The sequence below is a fragment of the Streptomyces roseofulvus genome, assembly GCF_039534915.1.
Lineage (GTDB): Bacteria > Actinomycetota > Actinomycetes > Streptomycetales > Streptomycetaceae > Streptomyces > Streptomyces roseofulvus.
The window spans coordinates 1,623,545-1,645,182 of sequence record NZ_BAAAWE010000001.1; the positions used below are offsets into that span (position 1 = coordinate 1,623,545).

The 21,638-nt window shown below is 72.2% G+C and carries 22 protein-coding genes; 1 reads left to right on the plus strand and 21 read right to left on the minus strand.

Annotation, left to right across the window (positions count from 1 at the left end):
• Positions 1 to 7: 7 nt before the first annotated feature.
• The 9 genes from ABFY03_RS07415 to pyrR form a co-directional block, all read right to left on the minus strand.
• Positions 8 to 331 carry an integration host factor gene (locus tag ABFY03_RS07415; protein WP_030493613.1) on the minus strand — a complete coding sequence of 108 codons (324 nt, stop codon included), beginning with the start codon at positions 329 to 331 and terminating at the stop codon, positions 8 to 10.
• A gap of 308 nt (positions 332 to 639) precedes the next feature.
• Complete coding sequence (gene pyrF / locus ABFY03_RS07420; RefSeq protein WP_346169531.1) at positions 640 to 1,476, minus strand: orotidine-5'-phosphate decarboxylase; 837 nt, start codon at positions 1,474 to 1,476, stop codon at positions 640 to 642.
• A complete protein-coding gene (locus tag ABFY03_RS07425) occupies positions 1,473 to 2,582 on the minus strand; it encodes a quinone-dependent dihydroorotate dehydrogenase (RefSeq protein ID WP_319009807.1) in 1,110 nt (369 codons plus the stop codon). Before ABFY03_RS07425 ends, pyrF begins: the two co-directional genes overlap by 4 nt.
• Before the next feature lie 54 nt (positions 2,583 to 2,636).
• The gene (carB, locus tag ABFY03_RS07430; protein WP_319009808.1) at positions 2,637 to 5,945 is read right to left on the minus strand and encodes a carbamoyl-phosphate synthase large subunit; all 3,309 of its coding nucleotides are present in this window, start codon (positions 5,943 to 5,945) and stop codon (positions 2,637 to 2,639) included.
• Entirely contained in the window at positions 5,938 to 7,077 is a 1,140-nt protein-coding gene (gene carA / locus ABFY03_RS07435) for a glutamine-hydrolyzing carbamoyl-phosphate synthase small subunit (RefSeq protein WP_319009809.1), read from the minus strand. The genes carB and carA overlap by 8 nt, the downstream gene beginning before the upstream one ends.
• Positions 7,074 to 7,646, minus strand: coding sequence for a PH-like domain-containing protein (locus ABFY03_RS07440; protein WP_319009810.1), 573 nt, complete (start codon positions 7,644 to 7,646; stop codon positions 7,074 to 7,076). Before ABFY03_RS07440 ends, carA begins: the two co-directional genes overlap by 4 nt.
• The gene (locus ABFY03_RS07445) at positions 7,643 to 8,929 is read right to left on the minus strand and encodes a dihydroorotase (RefSeq protein ID WP_319009811.1); all 1,287 of its coding nucleotides are present in this window, start codon (positions 8,927 to 8,929) and stop codon (positions 7,643 to 7,645) included. Before ABFY03_RS07445 ends, ABFY03_RS07440 begins: the two co-directional genes overlap by 4 nt.
• Before the next feature lie 4 nt (positions 8,930 to 8,933).
• The gene (locus ABFY03_RS07450) at positions 8,934 to 9,917 is read right to left on the minus strand and encodes an aspartate carbamoyltransferase catalytic subunit (RefSeq protein ID WP_319009812.1); all 984 of its coding nucleotides are present in this window, start codon (positions 9,915 to 9,917) and stop codon (positions 8,934 to 8,936) included.
• Between the two features lie 85 nt (positions 9,918 to 10,002).
• Complete coding sequence (pyrR, locus tag ABFY03_RS07455) at positions 10,003 to 10,566, minus strand: bifunctional pyr operon transcriptional regulator/uracil phosphoribosyltransferase PyrR (protein ID WP_319009813.1); 564 nt, start codon at positions 10,564 to 10,566, stop codon at positions 10,003 to 10,005.
• A 257-nt stretch (positions 10,567 to 10,823) separates the two neighbouring features.
• On the opposite strand from pyrR, the gene bldD reads away from it, so the two are divergent.
• Positions 10,824 to 11,324: a transcriptional regulator BldD gene (bldD, locus tag ABFY03_RS07460; RefSeq protein ID WP_015032294.1), complete on the plus strand. Its 501-nt coding sequence runs from the start codon at positions 10,824 to 10,826 to the stop codon at positions 11,322 to 11,324.
• Positions 11,325 to 11,531: 207 nt separating this feature from the next.
• Here bldD and nusB read toward each other — a convergent pair whose 3' ends face one another.
• From nusB to ruvX, 12 genes are all read right to left on the minus strand, one after another.
• On the minus strand, positions 11,532 to 11,969 hold the full coding sequence (gene nusB / locus ABFY03_RS07465) for a transcription antitermination factor NusB (protein ID WP_319009814.1): 438 nt from the start codon (positions 11,967 to 11,969) through the stop codon (positions 11,532 to 11,534).
• Positions 11,970 to 11,971: 2 nt separating this feature from the next.
• The gene (gene efp / locus ABFY03_RS07470) at positions 11,972 to 12,538 is read right to left on the minus strand and encodes an elongation factor P (RefSeq protein ID WP_319009815.1); all 567 of its coding nucleotides are present in this window, start codon (positions 12,536 to 12,538) and stop codon (positions 11,972 to 11,974) included.
• 49 nt (positions 12,539 to 12,587) lie between these two features.
• Positions 12,588 to 13,700 (minus strand): M24 family metallopeptidase, encoded by a 1,113-nt coding sequence (locus ABFY03_RS07475; protein WP_319009816.1) that lies wholly within the window; start codon positions 13,698 to 13,700, stop codon positions 12,588 to 12,590.
• A 65-nt stretch (positions 13,701 to 13,765) separates the two neighbouring features.
• The gene (locus ABFY03_RS07480; protein WP_346169532.1) at positions 13,766 to 14,662 is read right to left on the minus strand and encodes an AAA family ATPase; all 897 of its coding nucleotides are present in this window, start codon (positions 14,660 to 14,662) and stop codon (positions 13,766 to 13,768) included.
• 169 nt (positions 14,663 to 14,831) lie between these two features.
• A complete protein-coding gene (aroQ, locus tag ABFY03_RS07485) occupies positions 14,832 to 15,284 on the minus strand; it encodes a type II 3-dehydroquinate dehydratase (protein WP_319009818.1) in 453 nt (150 codons plus the stop codon).
• Positions 15,281 to 16,378: a 3-dehydroquinate synthase gene (gene aroB / locus ABFY03_RS07490; protein ID WP_031005561.1), complete on the minus strand. Its 1,098-nt coding sequence runs from the start codon at positions 16,376 to 16,378 to the stop codon at positions 15,281 to 15,283. Before aroB ends, aroQ begins: the two co-directional genes overlap by 4 nt.
• Entirely contained in the window at positions 16,375 to 16,893 is a 519-nt protein-coding gene (locus tag ABFY03_RS07495) for a shikimate kinase (RefSeq protein ID WP_031005559.1), read from the minus strand. Before ABFY03_RS07495 ends, aroB begins: the two co-directional genes overlap by 4 nt.
• Positions 16,890 to 18,074: a chorismate synthase gene (aroC, locus tag ABFY03_RS07500; protein ID WP_319009819.1), complete on the minus strand. Its 1,185-nt coding sequence runs from the start codon at positions 18,072 to 18,074 to the stop codon at positions 16,890 to 16,892. Before aroC ends, ABFY03_RS07495 begins: the two co-directional genes overlap by 4 nt.
• A 113-nt stretch (positions 18,075 to 18,187) precedes the next feature.
• Entirely contained in the window at positions 18,188 to 18,415 is a 228-nt protein-coding gene (locus ABFY03_RS07505; RefSeq protein ID WP_319009820.1) for a hypothetical protein, read from the minus strand.
• Positions 18,416 to 18,461: 46 nt separating this feature from the next.
• Entirely contained in the window at positions 18,462 to 19,289 is an 828-nt protein-coding gene (locus tag ABFY03_RS07510; RefSeq protein WP_346169533.1) for a shikimate dehydrogenase, read from the minus strand.
• The gene (gene mltG / locus ABFY03_RS07515; RefSeq protein WP_346169534.1) at positions 19,286 to 21,070 is read right to left on the minus strand and encodes an endolytic transglycosylase MltG; all 1,785 of its coding nucleotides are present in this window, start codon (positions 21,068 to 21,070) and stop codon (positions 19,286 to 19,288) included. The genes ABFY03_RS07510 and mltG overlap by 4 nt, the downstream gene beginning before the upstream one ends.
• A gap of 101 nt (positions 21,071 to 21,171) precedes the next feature.
• Positions 21,172 to 21,636, minus strand: a complete 465-nt coding sequence (gene ruvX / locus ABFY03_RS07520) for a Holliday junction resolvase RuvX (protein WP_031005548.1) — start codon at positions 21,634 to 21,636, stop codon at positions 21,172 to 21,174.
• Positions 21,637 to 21,638: the final 2 nt, after the last annotated feature.

The following is a 21,638-nucleotide window of genomic DNA, read 5'->3' on the forward strand; positions in this document are numbered from 1 at the left end:
CGCCGGATCAGGCGCCGGCGCCGCCGAACTCGCGCTCCAGGGAGGCGATCTGGTTGGAGCCGAGACCCCGGACACGGCGGCTCTCGGAGATGCCGAGCCGCTCCATGATCTGCTTGGCGCGGACCTTGCCGACGCCGGGAAGGGACTCAAGGAGGGCGGAGACCTTCATCTTGCCGATGACGTCGTTCTCCTGGCCCTGCTTGATGACCTCGTGGAGGGAGGCGCCGGAGTGCTTGAGTCGATTCTTGACCTCGGCCCGCTCCCGGCGAGCCGCGGCGGCCTTTTCGAGCGCGGCTGCGCGCTGTTCAGGGGTAAGGGGCGGAAGAGCCACGCCTACGTCACCTCGGATGTCGATCTGTCGGATACGGACCGGTGAGGGACCTGGTCGACCCACACCAGTGGAGCAACGTCCAACGACGTGACCGTTGGACGCCTGCCCTGCCCCGGAGACTAGCGGGCATGGCCGCTCCAGTCAGCGAGAACAGCGGAAAAGTCCTGGTCAGCCTCGCTCGACCGGGACTTTTCCGGCATAACGACCCGGATTTCTGCCAAGTTTTCGTCAAGTAGCGCCGCGGAGGGCCGTCCGGGGCCGCCGTCCGCTCCCACCTGCGGGGATGTCGGGACGGCGGCGGGGGCCGGTCAGCCGGCGACGGCCGCCCGGATCTCGTCCGCGTAGCGCGCCGCCGCGTCCTGCAGGGCGGACGCGTCCGGTCCGGCCCGCAGCACGCCCCGGCTCACGTTCGGGACGACGTTGCGGACCGCGTCCCCGAAGACGACCGGGAGGTCGGCCGGGGTGGCGCCCTGGGCGCCGATGCCCGGGGCGAGCAGCGGGCCGTTGATGTCGAGGTCGAAGGAGGAGAGGTCGCCGAGGGTGGCACCGACGACCGCGCCGAAGGAGCCCATGGGGGTCTCCCCCGCGTTCTCCTCGGCAAGGCGGGCGAGCATGGTCGCGCCGACGGTGCGGCCGTCCTCACGGACGGCCCGCTGGACCTCGGCGCCCTCCGGGTTGGAGGTCAGGGCCAGCACGAAGAGGCCGGCGCCGGACTCGCGGGCCAGGTCGACGGCCGGCTTCAGGGAGCCGTAGCCGAGGTACGGGGAGACCGTGAGGGCGTCCGAGAAGAGCGGGGAGTCCTTCCGGAGGAAGGCCTCCGCGTAGGCGGCCATCGTGGAGCCGATGTCGCCGCGCTTGGCGTCCATGACGACCAGCCCGCCGGCCGCGCGCAGATCCGCCGTGGCGCGCTCCAGGACGGCGATGCCGCGCGAGCCGAAGCGCTCGAAGAAGGCGGCCTGCGGCTTGAAGACGGCGACGGTGTCCGCCAGCGCCTCGACCACGGTGTACGTGAAGCGCTCCAGGCCCGCGATGTCGTCCGCGAGGCCCCAGGAGCCCAGCAGGGAGGCGTGCGGGTCGATGCCGACGCAGAGCGGGCCGCGCTCGTCCATGGCGGAGCGCAGACGGGTGCCGAAGGAGAGGGTCACTGGGCGGCCTTTCGGTGGTCGGCGCCGACGGCTTCGGCGATCGTGGCGTACGGGGAGGCCGCGAGGCGCGCGGCGAGGCCCTTGTGGATGGCGCGGGCGTAGAACGGGCCCTCGTAGATGAAGGCGCTGTAGCCCTGGATCAGGGTGGCGCCGGCGAGGATCCGCTGCCAGGCGTCCTCGGCGTTCTCGATGCCGCCGACGCCCACCAGGACGATCCGGTCGCCCACGCGCGCGTAGAGGCGGCGCAGGACCTCCAGGGAGCGCTCCTTGAGCGGGGCGCCGGAGAGGCCGCCGGTCTCCTGGACGAGGGCCGGGGCGGAGGTCAGGCCGAGGCCCTCGCGGGCGATGGTGGTGTTGGTGGCGATGATGCCGTCCAGGCCGAGCTCGACGGCGAGGTCGGCGACGGCGTCCACGTCCTCGTCGGCGAGGTCGGGGGCGATCTTCACCAGGAGCGGGACGCGGCGGTCGGTGACCGTGCGGTCGGCGGCCTCGCGGACGGCGGTGAGCAGCGGGCGCAGCGACTCGGTGGCCTGGAGGTTGCGCAGGCCGGGGGTGTTCGGCGAGGAGACGTTGACGACGAGGTAGTCGGCGTGGGCGGCGAGGCGCTCGGTGGACTTCACGTAGTCGGCGGCCGCGTCGGCCTCCTCGACGACCTTGGTCTTGCCGATGTTGACGCCGACGACGGTCCTGAAGACCGGCACGCGCGCGTGGAGGCGGGCCGCGACGGCGGCGGAGCCCTCGTTGTTGAAGCCCATGCGGTTGATCAGGGCCCGGTCGGGGACGAGGCGGAAGAGCCGCTTCTTGGGGTTGCCGGGCTGGGCCTCGCCGGTGACCGTGCCGATCTCGACGTGGTCGAAGCCGAGCATGGCCATGCCGTCGATGGCGACGGCGTTCTTGTCGAAGCCGGCGGCGAGACCGAAGGGGCCGTGCATGCGGAGGCCCAGGGCCTCGGTGCGCAGCTCCTTGTACCGGGGCGCGAGGACGGCCGCGACGAAGGTGCGCAGGACGGGGACGCGGGCCGCGAGCCGGATCCAGCGGAAGGCCAGGTAGTGGGCCTTCTCGGGGTCCATGCGCTGGAAGACGAGCTGGAAGAAGAGCTTGTACATGGTGGTGTCCTCATGAAGAGGGGGACACCGTTTCCGGTGTCCCCCTCGTTGCTGCTAGTCGCGGGCCGCGGTCAGGTGTTCGGCGTGTTCCTGGAGGGAACGGACGCCGACGTCGCCGTGGTTGAGGGCGTCGATGCCCTGGACGGCCGCGGCGAGCGCCTGGACCGTGGTGAGGCAGGGGACGCCGCGGGACACCGCCGCCGTACGGATCTCGTAGCCGTCGAGACGGCCGCCGGTGCCGTACGGGGTGTTGACGATCAGGTCGACCTGGCCGTCGTGGATGAGCTGGACGATCGTCTTCTCGCCGCCCGGGCCCTCGCCCTCGCTGAGCTTGCGCACGACGGTGGCGTTGATGCCGTTGCGCTTGAGGACCTCGGCGGTGCCGGAGGTGGCGAGCAGCTCGAAGCCGTGGGCCATCAGCTCGCGCGCCGGGAAGATCATCGAGCGCTTGTCGCGGTTGGCGACCGAGATGAAGGCGCGGCCCTTGGTGGGCAGCGGGCCGTAGGCGCCGGCCTGCGACTTGGCGTAGGCGGTGCCGAAGACGGCGTCGATGCCCATGACCTCGCCGGTGGAGCGCATCTCCGGGCCGAGGACGGTGTCCACGCCGCGGCCGTGCACGTCGCGGAAGCGCGACCACGGCATCACGGCCTCCTTGACGGAGATCGGCGCGTCGAGCGGCAGGGTGCCGCCGTCGCCGTTCTTCGGCAGCAGGCCCTCGGCGCGCAGCTCGGCGATGGTCGCGCCCAGCGAGATGCGGGCGGCGGCCTTGGCGAGCGGGACGGCGGTGGCCTTGGAGGTGAAGGGCACGGTCCGGGAGGCGCGCGGGTTGGCCTCCAGGACGTAGAGGATGTCACCGGCCATGGCGAACTGGATGTTGATCAGGCCGCGGACGCCGACGCCCTTGGCGATGGCCTCGGTGGAGGCGCGCAGCCGCTTGATGTCGAAGCCGCCGAGGGTGATCGGGGGCAGGGCGCAGGCCGAGTCGCCGGAGTGGATGCCGGCCTCCTCGATGTGCTCCATGACGCCGCCGAGGTACAGCTCCTCACCGTCGTAGAGGGCGTCGACGTCGATCTCGATGGCGTCGTCGAGGAAGCGGTCGACCAGGACCGGCCGGGTGGGGCTGATCTCGGTGGACTCGGCGATGTACGCCTCCAGCCGGGCCTCGTCGTAGACGATCTCCATGCCGCGGCCGCCGAGCACGTACGAGGGGCGGACCAGGACCGGGTAGCCGATCTCGTCGGCGATCTTCTTGGCGCCGGCGAAGGTGGTGGCGGTGCCGTGCTTGGGGGCCGGCAGGCCGGCCTCCTCCAGGACGCGGCCGAAGGCGCCGCGGTCCTCGGCGGCGTGGATGGCCTCCGGGGAGGTGCCGACGACCGGCACGCCGTTGTCCTTGAGGGCCTGGGAGAGGCCGAGCGGGGTCTGGCCGCCGAGCTGGACGACCACACCGGCGATCGGGCCCGCGAGGGACTCGGCGTGGACGATCTCCAGCACGTCCTCGAGCGTCAGCGGCTCGAAGTACAGGCGGTCGGAGGTGTCGTAGTCCGTCGAGACGGTCTCCGGGTTGCAGTTGACCATCACGGTCTCGTAGCCGGCGTCGCTGAGGGCGAAGGAGGCGTGGACGCAGGAGTAGTCGAACTCGATGCCCTGGCCGATGCGGTTCGGGCCGGAGCCGAGGATGATCACGGCGGGCTTCTCGCGCGGCGCGACCTCGGTCTCCTCGTCGTAGGAGGAGTAGAAGTACGGCGTCTTCGCGGCGAACTCGGCGGCGCAGGTGTCGACGGTCTTGTAGACCGGGCGGACGCCGAGGGCGTGCCGCACCTCGCGGACGACGTCCTCGCGCAGGCCGCGGATCTCGGCGATCTGGGCGTCGGAGAAGCCGTGGCGCTTGGCCTCGGCGAGGAGCTCCGGCTCCAGGCGCTCGGCGGCGGCCAGCTCGTCGGCGAGCTCCTTGATCAGGAAGAGCTGGTCGACGAACCACGGGTCGATCTTCGTGGCGTCGAAGACCTCCTCCGGGGTGGCGCCGGCGCGGATGGCCTGCATGACGGTGTTGACGCGGCCGTCGGTCGGGCGGACCGCCTCGCGGAGGAGCTCGGCCTTGTCGCCGGGCTCGCCGGTGAAGGCGAACTGCGAACCCTTCTTCTCCAGGGAGCGCAGGGCCTTCTGGAGGGCCTCGGGGAAGTTCCGGCCGATGGCCATGGCCTCGCCGACCGACTTCATGGTCGTGGTCAGCGTGGAGTCGGCCGAGGGGAACTTCTCGAAGGCGAAGCGCGGGGCCTTGACCACGACGTAGTCGAGCGTGGGCTCGAAGGAGGCCGGGGTCTGCTCCGTGATGTCGTTCGGGATCTCGTCCAGGGTGTAGCCCACGGCGAGCCGGGCGGCGATCTTGGCGATCGGGAAGCCGGTGGCCTTGGAGGCGAGGGCCGAGGAGCGGGAGACGCGCGGGTTCATCTCGATGACGATCACGCGGCCGTCGTCGGGGTTGACCGCGAACTGGATGTTGCAGCCGCCGGTGTCGACGCCGACCTCGCGGATGATCGCGATGCCGACGTCCCGGAGGATCTGGTACTCGCGGTCGGTGAGGGTCATCGCCGGGGCGACGGTGATCGAGTCGCCGGTGTGGACGCCCATCGGGTCGAAGTTCTCGATGGAGCAGACGACCACGACGTTGTCGTGCTTGTCGCGCATGAGCTCCAGCTCGTACTCCTTCCAGCCGAGGATGGACTCCTCCAGGAGCACCTCGGTGGTCGGGGAGAGCGTGAGGCCCTGGCCGGCGATGCGGCGCAGCTCCTCCTCGTCGTGGGCGAAGCCGGAGCCGGCGCCGCCCATGGTGAAGGAGGGGCGGACGACGACGGGGTAGCCGCCGAGCGTCTCGACGCCCTGGAGGACGTCCTCCATCGAGTGGCAGATGACCGAGCGGGCGGACTCGCCGTAACCGATCTTGGCCTTGACGGCCTCGACGACGCCCTTGAAGAGGTCGCGGTCCTCGCCCTTGTGGATGGCCTCGACGTTGGCGCCGATGAGCTCGACGCCGTACTTCTCCAGGACGCCCTGCTCGTGCATGGAGATCGCGGTGTTGAGCGCGGTCTGGCCCCCGAGGGTGGGCAGGAGGGCGTCGGGGCGCTCCTTGGCGATGATCTTCTCGACGAACTCGGGGGTGATCGGCTCGACGTAGGTGGCGTCGGCGATCTCCGGGTCGGTCATGATCGTGGCCGGGTTGGAGTTGACCAGGATGACGCGCAGGCCCTCGGACTTGAGGACGCGGCACGCCTGGGTGCCGGAGTAGTCGAACTCGGCGGCCTGGCCGATGACGATCGGGCCGGAGCCGATGACCAGGACGGACTGGATATCGGTGCGCTTAGGCACGCTCGGCCTCCAGGAGAGAAACGAAGCGGTCGAAGAGGTACGCGGCGTCGTGCGGGCCCGCGGCCGCCTCGGGGTGGTACTGGACGGAGAAGGCCGGCTGGTCGAGCAGCTGGAGGCCTTCCACGACGTTGTCGTTCAGGCAGACGTGGGAGACCTCGGCGCGGCCGAAGGGGGTCTCGGAGACCTTGTCGAGCGGCGCGTCGACGGCGAAGCCGTGGTTGTGCGCGGTGACCTCGACCTTGCCGGTCGTCCGGTCCTGGACGGGCTGGTTGATGCCCCGGTGGCCGTACTTCAGCTTGTAGGTGCCGAAGCCGAGCGCGCGGCCGAGGATCTGGTTGCCGAAGCAGATGCCGAAGAGCGGGGTCTTCCGCTCCAGGACGGCGGTCATGAGCGCGACCGGGCCGTCGGCGGTGGCCGGGTCGCCCGGGCCGTTGGAGAAGAAGACGCCGTCCGGGTTCACCGCGTACACGTCGTCGACGCTCGCGGTGGCGGGCAGCACGTGGACCTCGATGCCGCGCTCGGCCATCCGGTGCGGGGTCATGCCCTTGATGCCGAGGTCGACGGCGGCGACGGTGAAGCGCTTCTCGCCGATCGCGGGGACGACGTACGCCTCCTTGGTGGCGACCTCCTCGTAGAGGCTGGCGCCCTTCATGTGCGGCTGGGCCTGCACCCGGGCGAGCAGCTCGGCCTCGGGGGCCAGGGCCTCGCCGGAGAAGACGCCGGCGCGCATGGAGCCGCGCTCGCGCAGGTGGCGGGTGAGGGCGCGGGTGTCGATGCCGGAGATGCCGACGACGCCCTGCGCGACCAGCTCGTCGTCGAGGCTGCGCTTGGCGCGCCAGTTCGACGGGATGCGGGCGGGGTCGCGGACCACGTAGCCGGAGACCCAGATGCGGCTCGACTCGTCGTCCTCGTCGTTCCAGCCCGTGTTGCCGATCTGGGGGGCGGTGGCGACGACGATCTGGCGGTCGTACGACGGGTCGGTGAGGGTCTCCTGGTAGCCGGTCATGCCGGTGGAGAACACGGCCTCGCCGAAGGTCTCCCCCACGGCCCCGTAGGCGCGGCCGCGGAAGGTGCGGCCGTCCTCCAGGACGAGTACGGCGGGAGCCTGGGCTCCCCTTGTGGAGGTCGTCATCGTGCGATGCCTTCCGTCGTGTTGATCATGGAGTTGAGGGTCTCGACCCAGGCGGTGTGCTCGGCGGCCCGGTCGGAGCGGAAGCCGGAGTCGAGGAGGGTGCCGCCGTGCTCCCAGGTGACGATCAGGAGCCCGCCCTCGGCGAGGACCTTGCCGGCGATGCCCTTGTCGAGGCGGGCCTCGCGCAGGGCGGCGGCGGGGATCAGGAAGTCGTTCGCCCCGGGGCGGACGACCGAGATCCCGGCCTCGGTGAGCGTGAGCTCGGCGCGGCTGCGGGTGCCGAGGCCGTGGGCGACGATCCGGTCGAGCCACTGCCCGGCGGTGGTGGAGCCGTGGTAGCGGCCGTCCAACGTCAGCTTGGCCTCACCGGGCGCCTGCGGCACCTCGGGGAGCGCGGGGAGGTCCGACTGGAGGCTGCCGCGCCACTTCCAGCCCTGGCGCATCAGCCAGTAGACGAAGGCGACGAAGAGCAGGAGTCCGACGACCCAGCCGATCCGGCCGGCCCAGTCGGTCACCTCTGCCGACTTCTGCTCCGCGGCGAGGGCCGCGCTTGCGATGTGGTGTGTCACGCCAACTTCCCGTCCATGACCGTTGCCCGGCCCCGCAGGAAGGTGTGCGTGACGCGACCCGGCAGCTCACGGCCCTCGTAGGGGGTGTTGCGGCTGCGGGAGGCGAAGTCCGCGGGGTCCACCGTCCCACGGTATGCCGGATCGACCAGGACCAGGTTCGCGGGCTCACCAGCCGAGACGGGCCGTCCGTGGCCGGTGGCGCGGCCGATGCGGGCCGGGGCGAAGGACATCCGGTCGGCGACGCCGGCCCAGTCGAGGAGCCCGGTCTCCACCATCGTCTGCTGGACGACGGAGAGCGCGGTCTCCAGGCCGACCATGCCCATGGCGGCGGCGGCCCACTCGCAGTCCTTGTCCTCGTGCGGGTGCGGGGCGTGGTCGGTGGCGACGATGTCGATCGTGCCGTCGGCCAGCGCGGCGCGCAGCGCGTGGACGTCCTGCTCGGTGCGCAGCGGCGGGTTGACCTTGTAGACCGGGTTGTACGTGCGGACCAGCTCGTCCGTGAGGAGGAGGTGGTGCGGGGTGACCTCGGCGGTGACGTCGATGCCGCGGGACTTGGCCCAGCGGACGATCTCGACGGAGCCGGCGGTGGAGAGGTGGCAGATGTGGACGCGGGAGCCGACGTGCTCGGCGAGGAGGACGTCGCGGGCGATGATCGACTCCTCGGCGACGGCCGGCCAGCCGCCCAGGCCGAGCTCGGCGGAGACGACGCCCTCGTTCATCTGGGCGCCCTCGGTGAGGCGGGGCTCCTGGGCGTGCTGGGCGACGACGCCGTCGAAGGCCTTCACGTACTCCAGGGCACGGCGCATGATCACGGCGTCGTCGACGCACTTGCCGTCGTCGGAGAAGACGGTGACGCCGGCGGCGGAGTCGTGCATGGCGCCGAGCTCGGCGAGCTTCTTGCCCTCCAGGCCGACGGTGACGGCGCCGATGGGCTGCACGTCGCAGTAGCCGGCCTCCTTGCCGAGCCGGTAGACCTGCTCGACGACGCCGGCGGTGTCGGCGACCGGGTGGGTGTTGGCCATGGCGAAGACGGCCGTGTAGCCGCCGGAGGCGGCGGCGCGGGTGCCGGTGAGGACGGTCTCGGAGTCCTCGCGGCCGGGCTCGCGCAGGTGGGTGTGCAGGTCGACGAGGCCGGGCAGGAGGACCTGGCCCTCGGCCTCGATCACGGTCGCGCCCTCGGCGGAGAGGCCGGTGCCGACCTCTGCGATGGTCTCGCCGTCGATCAGGACGTCCTGCGGCTCGCCGCCCAGCACCTTCGCACCGCGGATCAGGATCTTGCTCATGTTCTTACTTCTCCTCGATGCGGGTGGTGGCGGGGGTGACGGCGGGCTCGGAGCCGCCGAGCAGCAGGTAGAGGACGGCCATCCGGACGGAGACGCCGTTGGCGACCTGCTCGACGACCGTGCAGCGGTCGGAGTCGGCGACCTCGGCGGTGATCTCCATGCCGCGGACCATGGGGCCGGGGTGCATGACGATGGCGTGCTCGGGCATCTTCGCCATCCGGTCGCCGTCGAGCCCGTAGCGGCGCGAGTACTCGCGCTCGGTCGGGAAGAAGGCGGCGTTCATCCGCTCGCGCTGCACACGCAGCATCATCACCGCGTCGGACTTCGGCAGCACGCTGTCGAGGTCGTACGAGACCTCGCAGGGCCAGCTCTCGACGCCGACGGGGACGAGGGTGGGCGGGGCCACCAGGGTGACCTCGGCGCCGAGGGTGTGCAGCAGGTCGACGTTGGAGCGGGCGACCCGGCTGTGCAGGACGTCGCCGACGAGGGTGATGCGCTTCCCGGCCAGGTCCCTGCCGAGCCCGGCGTCGCGGCCGACGAGGCGGCGGCGCATGGTGAAGGCGTCCAGGAGGGCCTGCGTGGGGTGCTGGTGGGTGCCGTCGCCCGCGTTGATGACGGGGGCGTCGATCCAGCCGGAGGTGGCGAGGCGGAAGGGGGCGCCGGAGGCGCTGTGCCGGATGACGACGGCGTCGACGCCCATCGCCTCCAGGGTCTGGGCGGTGTCCTTCAGGGACTCGCCCTTGGAGACGCTGGAGCCCTTGGCCGCGAAGTTGATGACGTCGGCGGAGAGGCGCTTCTCGGCGGCCTCGAAGGAGATCCGGGTCCGGGTGGAGTCCTCGAAGAAGAGGTTGCAGATGGTCCGGCCGCGGAGGGTCGGCAGCTTCTTGATGGGCCGGTCGGCCACCCGGGCCATCTCCTCGGCGGTGTCGAGGATGAGGACGGCGTCGTCGCGGGTGAGGTCGGCGGCCGAGATGAGGTGACGCATCATCGGGGGTTTCTCTCCGGGGTGGGGAGGCGTGAGGGCATGCGGGGGCACACCGAGGTGCGGTGGCCCCGCGGGACGGCCGGTCCGGCTAGGAGGCGGACTTGCCACCGAGCAGCACGGTGTCGCGACCGTCCTCCTCGGCGAGCTGGACCTTGACGGTCTCCCGCAGCGACGTGGGGAGGTTCTTGCCGACGTAGTCGGCGCGGATCGGCAGCTCACGGTGGCCGCGGTCGACGAGGACGGCGAGCTGGACCGCGCGGGGGCGGCCGATGTCGCCCAGGGCGTCGAGGGCGGCGCGGATGGTGCGGCCGGAGAAGAGGACGTCGTCGACGAGGACGACGAGGCGGCCGTCGACGCCGTCCGCGGGGATGTCGGTGCGGCCGATGGCGCGCGCCGGCTTCAACCGGAGGTCGTCGCGGTACATGGTGATGTCGAGAGAACCGACCGGGACCTCGGTGCCGGTGATCGATGCGAGCTTCTCGGCCAGCCGACGGGCGAGGAAGACGCCACGGGTGGGAATGCCGAGGAGGACCACGTCGTCGGCGCCCTTGGCGCGTTCGACGATCTCGTGGGCGATCCGGGTCAGGACCCGGGCGATGTCGGGGGCCTCGAGAACGGGCCGCGCCTCATCGGTGTGCGCTTGCGTGTCCATGAAGAAAGGACCTCCTTCTCCGCCTCACGGGACGGTCTTTAAAGGACGTCGGATGTACGGCGTCCACTCTAGCAGGGACGCTCGCACGGGCTTTCCCGGGCTCCCCCCTCCCCCGTTCCGACCTGCGGCGGACCGTCCCCCGGGAGGGGGTGGCGGGCCCTTTTCGGCTTGACGGGAAAGAGTAACGCTGCGTAACCTCACAGTGAGTTACCAGCCGCGCGGCGCAGCCGCATGTCGTCACAGCGTCCGGGAGCGTTATGTCCAGCGAATACGCAAAGCAGCTCGGGGCCAAACTCCGCGCCATCCGCACCCAGCAGGGCCTGTCCCTCCACGGGGTGGAGGAGAAGTCCCAGGGCCGCTGGAAGGCGGTCGTGGTCGGCTCGTACGAGCGCGGCGACCGTGCCGTGACCGTGCAGCGTCTGGCCGAGCTGGCGGACTTCTACGGCGTGCCGGTGCAGGAGCTGCTGCCCGGTACGACCCCCGGCGGCGCCGCCGAGCCGCCGCCGAAGCTGGTCCTGGACCTGGAGCGCCTGGCCCACGTCCCGCAGGAGAAGGCCGGCCCGCTCCAGCGCTACGCGGCGACGATCCAGTCACAGCGCGGCGACTACAACGGCAAGGTGCTGTCGATCCGCCAGGACGACCTGCGCACCCTGGCCGTCATCTACGACCAGTCCCCCTCGGTCCTGACCGAGCAGCTGATCAGCTGGGGCGTGCTCGACGCGGACGCGCGCCGCGCGGTCGCCCACGAGGAGAACTGACCTCTCCCCGACTCCGCATTGCAGAAACGTGCCGCCGGGCCCGTGGACGTCATCCGACGCCACGGGCCCGGCGCTTTCGTACCCCCCTCTTCACCCGTTCGGCGGAACGCCGGGGAACCGGACGGCCTGGCCCCCCGACAACCCGAGAACGCGAAGGGGCCCGCGGCACCGGAGTGCCGCGGGCCCCTTCGACGGGCCGTTCGGGGACTAGGCGTCCGCGTCCCTGCGCAGTCGGGGCTTCAGATCCTTGAAGCGCCCCAGGAGGCCGTTGACGAAGGCCGGGGAGTCGTCCGTGGAGAACTCCTTGGCCAGCTGCACGGCCTCGTCGATCGCCACCGCGTCCGGGGTGCCGTCCTCCCAGATCACCTCGTAGGCGCCGAGGCGCACGATGTTCCGGTCGGCGGCGGGCATCCGGTCGAGGTCCCAGTCCACCGCGTAGGTGGCGATGAGCTCGTCGATCCGGGCCACGTACTGGGCGTACCCCTCGACCAGCTGCATCGTGAAGTCACCGACCGGCGGCTGCTGTGCGTCGGCGCGGTGGAGCCGGATCTGGTCCGCGAGGACCTCCTGCACCGACGTGCCGCGCTGGTCGGCCTCGAACAGGATCTGGAAGGCCCGCCTGCGGGCCTTGCTCCGGGCGGCCACGGTTAGTTGTTCACCCGGCCGAGGTAGCTGCTGTCACGGGTGTCGACCTTGATCTTCTCACCGGTGGTGATGAAGAGCGGGACCTGGATCTGGTGGCCGGTCTCCAGGGTGGCGGGCTTGGTGCCACCGGTGGAGCGGTCGCCCTGGACGCCCGGCTCGGTCTCGGCGATGGTGAGCTCGACGGCGGCCGGCAGCTCGACGTAGAGGACCTGGCCCTCGTTCTGCGCGACGAGCGCGGTGAAGCCCTCGATGAGGAAGTTCGCGGCGTCACCGACGACCTTGCGGTCGATGTGCAGCTGGTCGTACGTGTCCATGTCCATGAAGACGAAGTAGTCGCCGTCCATGTAGGAGAACTGCATGTCGCGCTTGTCGACGTTCGCGGTCTCCACCTTCACGCCGGCGTTGAAGGTCTTGTCGACGACCTTGCCGGACAGCACGTTCTTGAGCTTGGTGCGCACGAAGGCCGGGCCCTTGCCGGGCTTGACGTGCTGGAACTCGACGACGGACCAGAGCTGGCCGCCTTCGAGCTTGAGCACCATGCCGTTCTTGAGGTCGTTCGTGGAAGCCACGGTTGCGGAATCTCCTGGACTGACGTGGGACCGAGGAGGCGTACGCGCCCTACAGCGCGAGCAGCTCCTTGGTCGTGATGGTGAGTAGCTCGGGTCCGCCGTCCGCCTCCTGGCGCACGACGAGCGTGTCATCGATCCGGACCCCGCCCCGGCCCGGGAGGTGGACCCCCGGTTCGACGGTGACCGGCACACAAGCGTCCAGTTTACCCATGGCCGAGGGGGAGAGCTGCGGGTCCTCGTCGATTTCGAGCCCCACCCCGTGTCCGGTGAGGGGGACGGCGGTCGCCGCGTGACCCCCGGCGTCGAGGATCTGGCGGGCCGCGCGGTCCACGTCGCGGTACTCGGCGCCGGGCATGAGGGCCTCCCGGCCGGCCCGCTGGGCGGCAAAGACCAGCTCGTACAGCTCGATCTGCCAGTCGGCCGGGGCCGTGCCGATGACGAAGGTCCGGCCGATCTCGCAGCGGTAGCCGCGGTAGTCCGCGCCGAGGCAGACGGAGAGGAAGTCGCCCTCCTCGACCCGGCGGTCGGTGGGGCGGTGGCCGCGCCGGCCGGAGTGGGGGCCGGTGGCGACGGAGGTGGGGAAGGCGGCGCCGTCGGCGCCGTGGTCGACCAGCCGGCGCTCCAGTTCGAGGGCGAGATGGCGCTCGGTGCGGCCGACGAGGATGGACTCCAGGAGTTCGCCGAGGGCCTGGTCGGCGATCTCCGCGGCGATCCGCAGACAACCGATCTCGTCCTCGTCCTTGACCACCCGGAGCTGTTCGACGGCGCAGGAGAGGTCGGCGAGGCGGAGTCCGGGGGCGGCGGCGCCGAGCGTGCGGTGGCGGGCCACCGTCAGGTCGTGCTCCTCGACGGCGAGGCCGTCGGCGCCGGACCGGCGGGCGAGTTCCGCGGCGGCGACGGCCGGGTCCCCGCCGCCCAGCGGGAGCTGCTGCTGCCGGAGCAGTTCGTCCAGCCGGCCGTCGACGGGCTCGCCCTCGACCGCGGTGGGCCGGATCAGCACGTCGGCGCCGGGCTCGGGTCCGACCAGCAGGACGGCGCCCGGCGGGGCGCCGCCCGCGAGATAGCGGACGTTGGCGGGACGGGACACCAGGGCCGCCGCGCTTCCCGCTGCCGCGACCCGGTCGCGCAGCCGGACCCGGCGGTCCGCATACACCTGTGACATGTCTCCGAGCCTACGAGCGCGGCCCCGCCCCGGCCTGTCGGCGGCGTCCGACCGGGGAGCCCGGGTCAGCCGACGGGCGGCGCGGCGATCGCCCGGGCCAGCGCCTCGTCGAGGAGCCGGGCGGTGGCCTCCACGTCGAGCGCGGAGTTGTCGATGATCGGCAGCCCGGAGCCGTACCAGCCGGCCATCCGGCCGTGGATCGCGGCGACCTCCTCGTCGGAGAGGCGCCGGTTGCCGGAGCGCTGGGCGTTGCGCTCCAGGACGACTTCCAGGCCGGGGAGGAGGACCACCGGGAGCAGGCCGGGGCCGACGTGCCGCTTCCAGCCGCCGAGGCCGACGACCGGCCGGTCGGGGAAGACGGCGTCGTCGAGGATGCAGGAGATGCCGTTGGCGAGGAAGTTGCGGGCGGCGAACCCGCAGGTGCGGCGGGCCAGCCGGTACTGCGCCTCGGAGTGCTCGTTCCAGCCCGACTGCGGGTCGGCGAAGCCGGAGCACACCCATTCCCGGACGTCGTCGAGGCTGATGTGGGCGGTGGGGACGGGTCGGCGGGTCGCCCAGTGCCGGGCGACCGTCGTCTTGCCCGCGCCGGCCGGACCGATGAGCAGGACGGCGAGCGTCGCCGTCCCGGTGCCGGGCCCGTGCTCGTACAGCGGCATCGGGGGCGCCAGCGGTACGGCCCCGGTGACGTGCGGGGACATGCCTCCGGGGGCGGGCGGCGGTACGGATCCGGGCGCCGCGCCCCAGCCCGCGCCGCCGGGCCCCTGAGCGGGCGGCGGGGGCGGGCCCGGCTGGACGGCGGGGTGCACGCCGAGCCGGCCGCCGGGCGCGCCGGACGGCGGCCCCGGGTAGGGCGCGGCCTGCGGGGGCGGGGGTACGGGTCCGTGTGCGCCGGCCGGGGCCGGGCCGGGCGCCCGGCCCGGCTGCTCGGGCGGTGGCAGCGGTCCCCCCACTGCGTGCTGCATCCGGTGCCACTCCGTCTCGTCGGCCTCGTGCGGTCAGGGCGGCCGGAGCGGAGCCTCCGTCGGCCCGTTCCTCCGGTCGCCGGGGATGCCAAAACGTTACCGCCCCGTCCCCCCGCTCGGGGAACGGGCGGGACCCTACCGAAAGTGCCCGCCCCCTCAGCCCCGCGGGTCAGCCCTGCGGGTCGAGTTCCTCGGCGAGGGCGCGCAGCGCGAGCCGGTACGAGCCGATGCCGAAGCCGGCGACGGTGCCGGTGGCCACGGCGGCCACCACCGAGGTGTGCCGGAACTCCTCGCGGGTGTACGGGTTCGAGATGTGCACCTCGATGAGCGGGGCGGTGCGCTGCGCGGCCGCGTCCCGCATCCCGTACGAGTAGTGGGTGAAGGCGCCCGGGTTGAGCACGACCGGCACCCGTCCGTCGGCGGCCTCGTGCAGCCAGCGGATCATCTCGCCCTCGTCGTTGGTCTCCCGGACCTCGACGTCGAAGCCGAGTTCGGCGCCGAGGGTCCGGCAGGACTCGACGAGCCCCTGGTAGGAGGTGGCGCCGTAGATGTCGGGCTCGCGCGAGCCCAGCCGGCCGAGGTTCGGCCCGTTCAGGACCAGGACGCGGCGCGGTGCGCTCATGCGGAGAGCTCCCCGTAGGCGGCGATGAGGACGGCCGGGTCCGGGCCCTCCAGGACGGACGGCTTGGCGAGCCCGTCGAGGACGATGAAGCGCAGCAGGTCGCCGCGGGACTTCTTGTCCACCTTCATCGTCTCCAGGAGCTTGGGCCACTGGTCGCCGCGGTAGGTGAGCGGCAGGCCGACGGACTCCAGGACGGAGCGGTGCCGGTCGGCGGTGGCGTCGTCGAGGCGGCCGGCCAGCCGGCCCAGCTCGGCGGCGAAGACCATGCCGACGGAGACGGCGGCGCCGTGCCGCCACTTGTACCGCTCGTTCTTCTCGATGGCGTGCGCGAGGGTGTGCCCGTAGTTCAGGATCTCGCGGCGGCCGGACTCCTTGAGGTCGCCGGAGACGACGTCGGCCTTGACCTGGATGGAGCGGACGATCAGCTCGGCGGTGTGCGGTCCGGCCGGGGTACGGGCCGCCTGCGGGTCCTCCTCGATGAGGTCGAGGATCACCGGGTCGGCGATGAAGCCGGCCTTGATGATCTCGGCGAGGCCGCTGACGAAGTCGTGCACGGGCAGCGAGTCGAGGGCGGCGAGGTCGCAGAGGACCCCGGCCGGCGGGTGGAAGGCGCCGACGAGGTTCTTGCCCTCGGCGGTGTTGATGCCGGTCTTGCCGCCGACGGCCGCGTCGACCATGCCGAGGACGGTGGTCGGCACGGCGACCCAGCGGACGCCCCGGAGCCAGGTCGCGGCGACGAAGCCGGCCAGGTCGGTGGTGGCGCCGCCGCCGACGCCGACGATGACGTCGGTGCGGGTGAAGCCGGTCTGGCCGAGCGCCTTCCAGCAGTACGCGGCGACCTCGGCGGTCTTCGCCTCCTCGGCGTTCGGCACCTGGATGGCGACGGCCTCGTACCCCTGCTCGGCGAGGTCCTCCCGGAGCGCCTCGCCGGTCTCGGCGAGCGCCTCGGGGTGGATGACCGCGACCCGCTTGGCCTTGTCGCCGATGAGGGCGGGGAGTTCGCCGAGCAGCTGCCGGCCGACCAGCACCTCGTACGGATCCGTGCCGGCGCTGCCGCCGACGTGGATGCGGGTGACTTCCTGGTCCGTGGTCATGCGTCCTTCAACTCCAGTGCGTCGAGGACCGCCGCGGCGACCTCTTCGGGGGTGCGGGTGTCGGTGGCGACCACGACACGGGCGACTTCTTCGTACAGGGGGCGGCGGGCGTCCATCAGCTCGCGCCACTGGCGCCGCGGGTTGACCGCGAGCAGCGGGCGGGCCGCGCCGAGCCCGACCCGGCGCACGGCCTCCTCGACGTCCATCGAGAGGTACGCGACGGGCCGCCCGGCCAGCAGGGCGCGGGTGCCGGCGTCGAGGATCGCGCCGCCGCCGAGGGCGAGGACGCCCTCGTGCTCGGCGAGCGCCCGGGCGACGGCGGCCTTCTCCAGGGCGCGGAAGCGCTCCTCGCCGTCCTCGACGAAGATGTCGGAGATCTCACGGCCCTCGGCGGCGACGATGTCGGCGTCGGTGTCCCGGTAGGGCGCGCCGAGCCGTTCGGCCAGGAGCGCGCCCACCGTGGACTTGCCGGACCCCATCGGGCCGACGAGGACGACCAGGGGGCCGCCGGTCACCGGATGCGCAGGTTGTCGAGGTAGCCCTGGACGTTGCGGCGGGTCTCGGGGACCGAGTCGCCGCCGAACTTCTCGACGACGGCGTCGGCGAGGACGAGCGCGACCATGGCCTCGGCGACGATGCCGGCGGCCGGGACGGCGCAGACGTCGGAGCGCTGGTGGTGGGCCGCGGCGGCCTCGCCGGTGGCGACGTCGACGGTGGCGAGGGCGCGCGGGACGGTCGCGATCGGCTTCATGGCGGCGCGGACGCGCAGCAGTTCGCCGGTGGTGAGGCCGCCCTCGGTGCCGCCGGAGCGGCCGGAGGTGCGCTTGATGCCGTCCTCGGTCTGCACGATCTCGTCGTGGGCCTGGGAGCCGGGCACCCGGGCGAGGTCGAAGCCGTCGCCGACCTCGACGCCCTTGATGGCCTGGATGCCCATGAGGGCGGAGGCGAGCCGCGCGTCGAGGCGGCGGTCCCAGTGGACGTGCGAGCCGAGGCCGACGGGCACGCCGTACGCGAGGACCTCGACGACGCCGCCGAGGGTGTCGCCGTCCTTGTGGGCCTGGTCGATCTCCGCGACCATCGCCTTCGACGCGTCGGCGTCCAGGCAGCGGACCGGGTCGGCGTCGAGCCGCTCGACGTCGCCGGGGACCGGGTAGACGCCGTACGGGGCCTTGGCGGAGGCCAGCTCGACCACGTGGCTGACGATCTCGATGCCCGCGGCCTCCTTGAGGAAGGACCGGGCGACGGCGCCGAGGGCGACGCGGGCGGCGGTCTCGCGGGCGCTGGCGCGCTCCAGGATCGGCCGGGCCTCGTCGAAGCCGTACTTCTGCATGCCGGCCAGGTCGGCGTGGCCGGGGCGGGGCCGGGTGAGCGGCGCGTTCCGGCCGGTCTCCTTCAGCTCCGAGGGGTCGACCGGGTCGGCCGACATGACCTTCTCCCACTTGGGCCACTCGGTGTTGCCGACCATCACGGCGATCGGCGACCCGAGGGAGAGCCCGTGCCGGACGCCGCCGAGGAAGGTGACCTCGTCCTGCTCGAACTTCATCCGGGCGCCGCGCCCATAGCCGAGGCGCCGCCGCGCGAGGTGGTCCGCCACCAGCTCAGTGGTGACCGGGACGCCGGCGGGAAGACCCTCCAGCGTCGCGACCAGCGCGGGTCCGTGGGATTCCCCAGCGGTCAGCCAACGCAACCTGCTCAACGATGCTCCTCATGCTCGCCTGGGCACTGCGACGACAGGCCCGGACGCGCGGCCCGGACCCGCCACCCCCCGATCCTCCCACGTCCGGGGCGTGAGCCCGGCCTCCGGTCCAGCTATCGGACGCGCGCCTCGTCCTCGTGGACGGCGTCGGCGCCCGGGGGCGCGTCGGTGCCCCGTCTCCGCAGCCAGCCGACGAAGCCGTACACGACGGTCAGGCCGAAGAGCGCGAGCACGGTGTACCGCGCCCACGCCGGCAGTGAGCTGAGGAATCCCACGTACAGAAAGCGCAAGGCGTCGAAGGCGAGATCCGCCTTCGACGCGAGCGTGACGTCCCCGTCCATCCCCGTTCCCCCCGGGTGTCATGGCACCCCGGGCGGCCGCGCGGGGTCAGCGCGCGGCGAGGGCGGCCTCGCCGGCGGCGCGCATGGCGGCCAGCGGGGCCTTCGGGGTGCCCGTCATCTGTTCGACCTGGAGCACCGCCTGGTGGACCAGGAGGTCCAAGCCGCCGATGATCTTACCGCCGCGCTCGGACCAGGCGGCGGCCAGCGTGGTGGGCCAGGGGTCGTAGAGCACGTCGAAGAGGGCACCGGGGCGATCCGGGACCACGGTCGCCAGGGTGTCCGTCGTCCCGGCCGGGGTCGTCGCGATCACCAGCGGGGCCGCGAAGGCGTCCGCCGCGTCGTCCCAGGCGGCGGTGCGGACGTCCACGCCGAGCCGGTCCCCCCAGCCGCGCATCTCCTCCGCCCGGGCCTCGCTGCGGACGTACGCCGTGACGGGGCCCGCGCAGACCCGGGCCAGCGCGGCGAGCGCGGAGGACGCGGTGGCGCCCGCGCCGAGGATCGCCGCGGACTCCACCTTCTCGACGCCCCGCTCGCGCAGGGCGGCGATCATGCCGGGGATGTCGGTGTTGTCGCCGACCCGGCGGCCGTCCTCGCGGAAGACCACCGTGTTCACCGCCTCCACGGCGGCCGCCGTGGCGCTGACCTCGTCCAGCAGCGGGATGATCGCCCGCTTGAGCGGCATGGTCAGCGACAGGCCTGCCCACGAGCCGTCCAGCTCCGCGACGAAGCCCGGCAGCGCCGCCTCGTCGACCTCGAAGCGTTCGTAGGACCAGTCGTCCAGGCCCAGCTCCGCGTACGCGGCCCGGTGCAGGACCGGGGAGAGCGAGTGGGCGATCGGCGAACCGAGGACGGCGGCGCGGTGCTGCGTGCTCACTGGCCCGAACTCTCCCGTTCCTTCTCGTACTGCGCCACGTTCGCGTTGTGCTCATCGAGCGTCTTCGAGAAGACGGTCTTGTTCTCGTTGATCGACACGAAGTAGTACCACGGACCGTCGGCGGGACTGATGGCCGAGTTCAGCGCCTCGATGCCGGGGTTGCTGATGGGGCCGGGAACGAGGCCCTTCACGTCGTACGCGTAGGTGTTGTAGGGGTCCACGATCTTGCGCATCTCCTCGACGGTGCCGACGTCGAGGGTGCTCTTGCCGCGGAGGTAGTTCACCGTCGAGTCGAACTCCAGCCGGCCCGCCGTCTCCGCGTTGTCCGGCTGGAGGCGGTTGTAGACCACCCGCGCGACCTTGTCGAAGTCGTGCTTGTACTTGCCTTCGACCTGCACGAGGCTCGCGACCGTCAGCAGCTCCCACGGTCCCTTCAGACCGTGCGCCGACGCCTTCCCCTCGAGGTCCAGCTTCTGGTACTCCGCGTTGGCGCGGTTCACCATCTTCCGGAGGGCCTCCTCGGGCTTCGTGCCCTTGCTGACCGGGTAGCTCGCCGGGAAGAGGAAGCCTTCCAACGGGTCCTTGACGTTCTTGTGGTTCTGGGCCCAGTCGGGCAGGCCCAGGGAGTCGGCCTTCTCGAAGGCGATCTCCTTCGTGGTGCCGGGCTTGAGGTCGAGGCGGGTGTCCAGCTGCTCGTAGACCCAGGCGTTGCGCTTGCCCTCGGGGATGATCAGGTTGGCCTGGCTCGCCGGGTCCAGCATCAGCGCGACCGCGCTCTCCGCGGACATCTCCTTCTTGAGCGTGTAGGCGCCGGCCTGGATCGAGTTGCCCTTGGCGTTCTTCTGCTGCGCCGCCACGAAGGCGTCGACGCTCTTCACGACACCGGCCTGTTTGAGGATGTTGCCGATCTCGTTGCCGAACGCGCCCTTGGGGATCTCGACCTGGACCTCGCCGGTGCCGGTGCCCGCGTAGTCGGGCGCCTCGCCGAACTGGCCCTGCCAGAACTGGTAGCCGAAGTAGCCGATGCCGCCGACGCCGCCGACGAGGACCGCGGCCACGACGAGGCAGGCGACGCCGTTCTTGCCCTTGCGCTTCTTCTCCTTGCCGCGGCGCTCGCGCTCGCGGTCGTCGCCGCGTCCGCCCCGGCCCCGGCGCGAGGACGGTTCCTCGTCCTCGTAGCCGTCCTCGTCGTCGTCGCCCGTGAAGAAGGGGTGCGACTCCTCCGGCTCCCGGGCCTCCCGGGGCGCCTGCCGCACGGGCTCGGGCTCCGGCTCGGGCTCCCAGTCGACGACCGGCTGCGGCGGCTGCTGCCGGCGGCCGGGCGGCTGGGGCGGCGGGTACGCCTCGGGCGTGCCGTAGAGGTCGGGCTGCTGGCCGCCGTACGGGTCGGCGGGCGGCGCGTTGTAGGCCATGGCGGCCTGGCCGGTCTCCCAGGTGCCGTCGTACGCCTGTCCGTGCTGCCCGGGCGTGTCGTAGCCCTGGTTCCAGCCGGTCTGCTCGTACGCCTGCGCCTGCCCCTGGTCCCCGTACACCTGTGCGTGCGGGTCGACGTAGCCCTGCTGCGGGTACTGCTGCTGATAGGCGGCCTGCTGCTGGTACGGGTCGGTCCCGTAGCCCTGCTGGGCGTACGGGTCCTGGTACCCCTGGCCACCCTGCGCGTACGGCGTGGCCTGCTGCGGCTGTTGCTGGTACTGCTGCTGACCTTCCCACCCCTGGTCCCCGTAGAGCGGGTCCGTGGGGTGCCACGGTTCGGGGCCCTGGCCCCGGCCATACTCAGTCATCGATCCCCAAACAGCCGCGAGGCTTCCGGACGATCCGCCTCTACGTAGTGCGGCAGCTGTTCGAACACCGCCGCATCGCGCGGAACGTTACCGTATCGCGATCAGATGACCACTTCGACGCCCTCACCGGGCGGATTACCTGATACCCGTTCGGACTCAAGAGCGTTCTGAAGGATGATCACGGCGGCGGCCTGGTCGATGACGGACCGCCCCTTCTTGGACTTCACGCCGGAGGCCCGCAGCCCCTGGGTCGCGGTCACCGTGGTCATCCGCTCGTCGACCAGCCGGACCGGCACCGGGGCGACGCCCTTCGCCATCTCCCGGGCGAACGCGCGGACCTTGGCCGCGGCCGGGCCCTCCCGCCCGCTGAGCGAGCGGGGCAGGCCCACGACGACCTCGATCGGCTCGTACTCCTCGACGATCTGGCGGAGCCGCCGGTGGGCGGCCGGGACGTCACGTCCCGGCACGGTCTCCACCGGCGTGGCGAGGACCCCGTCGGGGTCGCACGAGGCGACCCCGATCCGGGCGTCCCCGACGTCGACCGCGATACGGCGGCCGCGGCGCATCG